The following is a 7,069-nucleotide window of genomic DNA, read 5'->3' as shown; positions in this document are numbered from 1 at the left end:
AGAGACTGGGAACGAGACAATCTCTAAAAGCTGGTTATAGACTGGCTTTTACGTTTAGTTGACACATATGCACAGAGGTGCGCCCCTACATTTATCCCAACTGATTTGAAATCATGCTGACATCAACGGCTAACTTTTTGCCCAACTTGAGCAACTGAAGACACTGATTATCTCCTTGGTTAGCAAGGTTAATGACACACACCGGCGCTATCTGACTGTGCAGACAACTAAAATATAGTTCTTGCGATCGCTGTAGGGAAATGTCAATATTTAGTTGATCCCCGACATCAATCAATCTCTCCAATAGTTGGATATCTGCATTAAAACTACCATTGGCATCGTGCAACAATTGCCAGAGCGATCGCGCTATTAATTGCTCTAACATCTGCTTACCATCGGGAATATTCAGCCGACAACGCAGATGTTTTGCTTCCGTAGCGATCGCCTCTAATTCTAATATGTGATTCCAACTCTTTTGGGGATCAGCGATCTCTTGCTCAAGCGATCGCAATGTCATCAAACAGCGATGCCCTAAAGCAATATCTGCTGCCACCTGCAATTCTTGCGGTACTGCTATTTCATCGCGATGAAACGCCATCAGCACACCATAATTATCGCGGTAGGCTTGGGTATACAACTGTCCTAAACGTGTCAGTGTTTCCTGACTAAGCAGCCCCATAATCCGGTGGCGTTCTTCAGCAAATAGATTTTGCAAGCTGAAAGCTTCTTCTCCAAATAGCTGTGTCATCACCAAAATAGTATGAGCCGCACTAGCTTGTTGCAGTGCCCGAAACAGCTTTTCTTTTAATTGGCTGTAGTCACGCCGCCCAGTAAATTGTTGAATGCAGCAGTGGAAATCCCAGCCTCCCAAATGCAGAACCGCAAATACCAAATGCTCACTTTCCCAAGTAATCTCTGATACCAGCTTTAAATTTCCGACAGCCAGAGTTAGCGATCCCATCCGTTGCAGTTGGTAATCTAGCTCATTGGCAGCGTAGCAATAAACCCGCTTATGGTAACGCCCAGACTGTTTATCAGCAGCATCTTTTCTCGGCAGGGAATTGTGCGTCTCTGCTGGTTTGTGATTGCTAAACAGGGAAGTAATGGCGTAATGGGCTGCTACTTGCTTAAAGCCAAGCTGGGCAGTTAGCACCAGTTGCCGATAAATTTCCGCACCGTGTTTGAAGTCATCCACATTACTGGGGGCTAAACCAAGACGTTTGACGAAGCCTTTTTCCAACTGCACACCTGCCACATCCCCTGCCAATTCCAAAGCACGGGCGGCGTAGCGCAGAATTTGTGTCCCTTCTGGACGGGAAATTTCTTCAAAAAACCAACCGCAACTAGTGAACATCAACAAAGCGTGACGCTGCATTTCCAATAGGCGCAGAGCGTCTACTTGTTCGGCTGCGGTTAGTTTGTGGGTTTGATGACGGGAGAGAAAACGGTTGACATTGGTAGCAGAGCGATCGCGCATTACTTGAATATATTCATCTCGTGCTAGCCAGGGATCACGAAATAACTGTCTGCCATGTTCCTCATACACCTCAGTTAGCTGATCCCGCAGCCAATTTAGGGCATCACGTAAGGGACGACGCCATTTCTGATGCCAAACACCGCCCTCTCCACCGCAACCACAGTCATCTTCCCATCTGCCGACACCGTGAGCGCAACTCCAGGCTGTGACTGATTTCAATTCCACTTCCCAACTAGGAGAATTTAAGCTGAGGTAGTGGGCGAAGTTCGTCACCGTCCAACCTTGTTGGGGAAACTCTTTGGTAAAGGCGTAGGCTAAAGTTTTCTCAGTTCCCTTTTTGTGGTGTCCAAAGGTTTCCCCATCCGTAGCCACAGAAATCAACTGTGCTGGACGATGATCCCCACGTACTGCTGAACCGATACGTCCGGTAAAGTGACTGGAATTATAAACAACATCACTAAAACCCATGTCCCGCGATATCGGGCCATCGTAGAAGAAGATATCAATGTAGGGTAATTCTTCTGTACTACTTTCCTTGGGGCTAGTGGCGATCGCACTCAGAGGTGAAGATGAAGTATCTAGTGTGGGCTGCAAATAACAACGATAGGGACGGGTGGAATCAATCTGACTACCACCGACTTCGATCCATTCAGGATGGGGATGATCTTGAGTGGGGAGGGGACGACAACGCAGCGCCTGAGAGGGTGCAAGGATAATGAAGCGAATACCCTCAGTAACAAGAGCTTTTAGGGTGGCATAGTCTACAGCAGTTTCTGCTAGCCACATACCTTCGGGATCGCGTCCAAAGCGGGAGCGGAAGTCTTCTTTACCCCAGCGAATTTGGGTATATTTGTCGCGTTCGTTCGCCAGAGGCATGATGATGTGATTGTATACTTGCGCGATCGCATTGCCGTGACCATGCAAGCGATCGCTACTCTTCGTATCCGCCTCTAAAATTCGCTGATAAACCTCCACATCGTAGCGTTCTAGCCACGACATCAGCGTTGGCCCAATATTAAAACTAAAATACTCATAATTGTTGACGATCCCCACCACTTCGCCTTGGTCATTTAAGACTCTGGCAAAAGCATTTGGGCGATAGCATTCCCAATGAATCCGCTCATTCCAGTCATGGAAAGGTGCAGCGCTCGGTTGGCGTTCAATTGCGTCCAGATAAGGGTTTTCCCTTGGTGGCTGGTAAAAATGACCATGCACCGTCACATAAACACCATTAGCCTTTCTCAGGGGATCGGTTTCTTTGGTGTTATTGGGATCTGAATGTAATGTTAACGTTGAGCCAGAGCTAGCTGGCATTTCAGCAGCAGAAGTCATGTATATTTATCCAAAACAAAAAACTTGCAGTTGCACCGAAAACGTTGTGCGTAAACCTTTCTACAATGGTTTTCACACAAAATCCGCTATAAACAACAACTATGGAATCCAACCAAATTTTCGACAAAGTGGTTTTATTGTAGGGGGAAATCTGCGTTATCGCACAGCCCTTTCCCTGAAGGCTCAAAGTAATTAGCCATTGAACAAAGCCTCAGTTAAGGGTTTTCTCTTCTTGGGCGCCAATCAAAATTTTAATTGTCTTTATAATTTATTAAACCCCATTTCTGGTGTATAATTTTGGCTCAAATTCATACTTTTGCAACAAAAGATTACAAAAACTCATTATATCGCAATCTTATTTTACACAACATCCGCAGCAGTGAACTGAAAACAGTACAATTTCTGAATTAGTCTATAGACGGTTGAGAGTATCCTATGGAAGTGCTGAGTACTGAGTTGTAGGGGCAATTCTTGAATTGCCCCTACAACTCTCCGATAAGATACCCTCAACTTAAGACAACAAATGTCAACCAAAAACATTATTCTTTTCGTTTTATTGCTGTTTATCCCGGTTTCTCTAGCAGCCCACTTTCTGGAGTGGGGAGAATTGATAGTTTTCATTACAGCTGGATTAGCGATTCTACCCTTAGCAGCTTGGATGGGTACAGCCACAGAAGAAATTGCTGTCGTAGTAGGGCCATCATTGGGGGGCTTGTTAAACGCCACCTTTGGCAATGCTACAGAACTAATCATCGCCCTAATAGCCCTGAACGCTGGGTTAATAGATGTAGTCAAAGCCAGTATCACGGGATCGATTATTAGCAACTTACTACTGGTGATGGGTTTTTCCATGCTTTTGGGAGGACTGCGCTACAAAGAACAGACATTTCAGCCAATTGTGGCGCGGGTGAATGCTGCTTCGATGAATTTGGCGGTGATTGCCATTTTGATGCCAACGGCGATGAATTACACTTCTCAAGGAATTAACCAACAAACACTGCAAAATCTTTCCATTGCTGTTGCTGTAGTTTTAATCTTGGTTTATGCCCTAACGCTGATATTTTCGATGAAAACCCACTCCTATTTATATGATGTGGGTGTAGCGGAGATAGAAGCAGAGGAAATCCCTCACGCTAAACCAAATATGGCGTTGTGGGTTGGCGTGCTGCTAGTATGTACCTTGCTAGTGGCAATTGAGTCAGAAATGCTGGTCGATTCTTTACAAGTAGCCACATCTCAGCTAGGTTTGACGACGCTGTTTACAGGGGTGATTTTGGTTCCGATCGTCGGTAACGCGGCTGAACACGCCACAGCAGTCACCGTGGCGATGAAAGATAAGATGGATCTTTCCCTTTCGGTAGCTGTGGGATCAAGTATGCAGATTGCCCTATTTGTCGCGCCCGTGTTAGTTATAGCAGGGCGGATATTGGGTAAACCAATGGATTTGGATTTCAAACCTTTTGAATTAGTAGCTGTGGTTGTGTCAGTGTTGATTGCAAACAGTATTAGTTCCGATGGTAGATCCAATTGGCTGGAAGGCACTTTGTTATTAGCTGCCTATACAGTATTGGGGTTCGCCTTCTACTTCCATCCAGTTATGGATGCTGTGGGGTAGTTAGCAGTGAGTAGGCGTAGCCCGTCGTAGACATCGCTCTTGATTAATTTTAGATTTTAGATTCTTTTGGTTCATGTCAGACTAACGTCCCGCTACGAGTTTTTACCCCTTGTGGGTGACACAAATCCAAAATCCAAAATTTAAAATCCAAAATCTGTTGATTACACCCTTTTACCTGGGACAGGAGAAAATAGAGACATATAAGAGCGATCGCCTGTATGAGCTACTGCCTTAATCCCCATTGTCCCAAGCCGGAAAATCCTAATGATGTCAAGTTTTGCCGGACTTGCGGTTCCAAGTTACTCCTCAAAGAACGTTATCGTGCTATCAAACCAATCGGACAAGGTGGTTTTGGCAAAACCTTCTTAGCTGTGGATGAGGATAAACCCTCAAAACCACACTGCGTGATTAAGCAATTTTATCCCCAATCCCAAGGCACTAACACTCTTGCAAAAGCCGTAGAGTTATTTAACCAAGAAGCGGTGCAGTTAGATGAATTGGGCAAACATCCCCAAATTCCCGAACTACTGGCATATTTTACCCAAGAAGATCGGCAGTATCTTGTACAAGAATTTATCGACGGGCAAAACTTAGCCCAGGAATTAGCACATCAAGGTGCTTTTAGTGAAACGCAAATCTGGCAATTACTAAATGATTTATTATCAGTATTACAATTTTGTCATGCCAGACACGTAATTCACCGCGATATTAAGCCAGAAAATATTATTCGCGAGAGCGATACCTACGGCAAGGGCAAAGCCCAACGCAAACTAGTATTAGTAGATTTTGGGGCTGCTAAATCTGCCACTGGCGCTGCCTTAAATCAAACTGGTACTAGTATTGGTAGCCCAGAATATGTTGCACCTGAACAAATGAGAGGTAGGGCTGTTTTCGCCAGCGATATTTACAGTTTGGGTGCTACTTGTATTAATTTATTAACAGTGCGATCGCCCTTCGATTCCTATGATACCAACAACGGTACATGGGTTTGGCAGCAATACTTGCAAACTCCCATTAGTAATCAGTTAAGTCGCATTCTTAACAAGATGCTAGAAAGTATCCCAATTCGGCGTTATCAAACAGTAGATGAAGTTCTCAAAGACTTAAATCAACACTCGCAAGTAGCAGCCACGCCAGCGATAGCACCAAAACCTATCCCTCAATCGCCACCAAATTCTCCACCCACTTTTGTATCGAAATCTCCTAGTCAAGTTGAGAAAGAATTAGAGGAAATGAAAACCCAATTTTTGGGTAGCAGCAAACCTCAACCAAATAAAATACAGCCACCAAATCCAATATCTCAGGCTTCTATTAAAAGCAAAATAGATGAAGAATTAGAAGAATTAAAAGCTAAATATCTTGGGAAAAATAACACACCAAATCAATGAAAAAGCCAGATATTAAAAGCCTCTATTACATCACACATATTGAAAATCTACCCTCGATACTTCAAAGAGGTATATTATCCCACAAAAAAGTTGAGGAGTTGGGAGTTTCATATACACCAATTTACGATAGTGGAATTGTTAGCAAACGTAAAGACAAGTCTACACCTGCAAAGAGTAGTTTGTGGGAGTACGCTAACTTATACTTTCAGCCACGTAACCCAATGATGTATCGGGTGGTTAATGAAAAAGACAAAAGAGACATTGCTGTTATTGGAGTCAAACCCGATGTACTCGCAGCAGCAGGAGGACTAATTACAGATGGAAATGCTGCCAGTGACCCAACTCAATTTTTTGCTATTAAGGAAGGAAGAGAAATACTTCAGAAACAATGGAAAATTAATCAAAATGAGTGGTGGAATGATCTTGATGGTTCTAAACGAAAAATAATGGCTGAGTGCTTGGTTCCTAAGCAAATCAGCCCAGAACTTGTTCATTCAATTTTTGTAGCAGACTATAAGGCTAAAGAGCGAGTCGAAACAATTATCGGTTCAGCTAAAATACCTGTTGTTACTGAACCAAATATGTTTTTCCAACCCATATCTGCCAGCCGTATTGGGACTAATATTTCCTTGATTGATGGGGATATGTTTTTTTCAAATATGCAAACTTTGACGATTAGTGTTAATCTTCAAGGCATAATGGGCAAAGGATTAGCATCACGGGCAAAATATCAGTTTCCTGACGTATATGTAGTTTATCAAGATGCTTGCCGGAATAAACAGCTGACTGCGACAAAACCCTATCTCTATAAACGTGAAGCTTCTTTAGACCAAGAACTAGCTGATCTTAGCCTTCCTCTTGTCACCTCCAATGCTGTAAAGTGGTTCTTGTCGTTTGCTACTAAAAGACAATGGCGAGACAACTCCCGTTTAGAGGACATTGAAGGTGGCTTAGACTGGGTTAGAAACAATTGTCATGAAATTGGTATTCAGTCTTTAGCAATGCCAGCTTTGGGTTGTGGTTTAGGCAACTTAAATTGGCAGGAAGTAGGACCGCTAATGTGTCGTTATTTGCATAATATAGGAATTCCGGTTGCAATTTATCTTCCACGGGAACATCAAATTGATTCCAAATACTTAACTAATGATTACTTGCTGAATCATTCTTGATTTGCAGGTTAGTATAATCGCTTAACTTGAAAATATAGCAACGGACAAGGCGATTAGGACGCTGTGCGAAGCACATCTTCCATAGCAT

The 7,069-nt window shown here is 43.4% G+C and carries 4 protein-coding genes; 3 read left to right on the top strand and 1 reads right to left on the bottom strand.

Features of this window, described 5'->3' with window-relative positions:
* Window positions 1-91: 91 nt before the first annotated feature.
* Window positions 92-2,809 (bottom strand): DUF3536 domain-containing protein, encoded by a 2,718-nt coding sequence (locus HWQ41_RS19105; protein ID WP_292766082.1) that lies wholly within the window; start codon window positions 2,807-2,809, stop codon window positions 92-94.
* 523 nt (window positions 2,810-3,332) lie between these two features.
* On the opposite strand from HWQ41_RS19105, the gene cax reads away from it, so the two are divergent.
* The 3 genes from cax (at window position 3,333) to HWQ41_RS19090 (ending at window position 6,981) form a co-directional block, all read left to right on the top strand.
* Window positions 3,333-4,424, top strand: coding sequence for a calcium/proton exchanger (gene cax / locus HWQ41_RS19100; protein ID WP_292766079.1), 1,092 nt, complete (start codon window positions 3,333-3,335; stop codon window positions 4,422-4,424).
* A 218-nt stretch (window positions 4,425-4,642) separates the two neighbouring features.
* Window positions 4,643-5,812: a serine/threonine-protein kinase gene (locus HWQ41_RS19095; RefSeq protein ID WP_292766076.1), complete on the top strand. Its 1,170-nt coding sequence runs from the start codon at window positions 4,643-4,645 to the stop codon at window positions 5,810-5,812.
* On the top strand, window positions 5,809-6,981 hold the full coding sequence (locus HWQ41_RS19090; protein WP_292766074.1) for a DarT ssDNA thymidine ADP-ribosyltransferase family protein: 1,173 nt from the start codon (window positions 5,809-5,811) through the stop codon (window positions 6,979-6,981). The genes HWQ41_RS19095 and HWQ41_RS19090 overlap by 4 nt, the downstream gene beginning before the upstream one ends.
* Window positions 6,982-7,069: the final 88 nt, after the last annotated feature.

This window comes from Nostoc sp. NOS(2021) (genome assembly GCF_017115025.1).
Taxonomy (GTDB): domain Bacteria; phylum Cyanobacteriota; class Cyanobacteriia; order Cyanobacteriales; family Nostocaceae; genus Nostoc.
Note: the sequence above shows the minus strand (reverse complement) of the source record. Positions and strands in the feature narration are given on the sequence as shown.

Coding starts and splice junctions, on each gene's coding strand:
- HWQ41_RS19105 (WP_292766082.1), bottom strand. CDS start 2,809: ATGACTTCTGCTGCTGAAATGCCAGCTAGCTCTGGCTCAACGTTAACA.
- cax (WP_292766079.1), top strand. CDS start 3,333: ATGTCAACCAAAAACATTATTCTTTTCGTTTTATTGCTGTTTATCCCG.
- HWQ41_RS19095 (WP_292766076.1), top strand. CDS start 4,643: ATGAGCTACTGCCTTAATCCCCATTGTCCCAAGCCGGAAAATCCTAAT.
- HWQ41_RS19090 (WP_292766074.1), top strand. CDS start 5,809: ATGAAAAAGCCAGATATTAAAAGCCTCTATTACATCACACATATTGAA.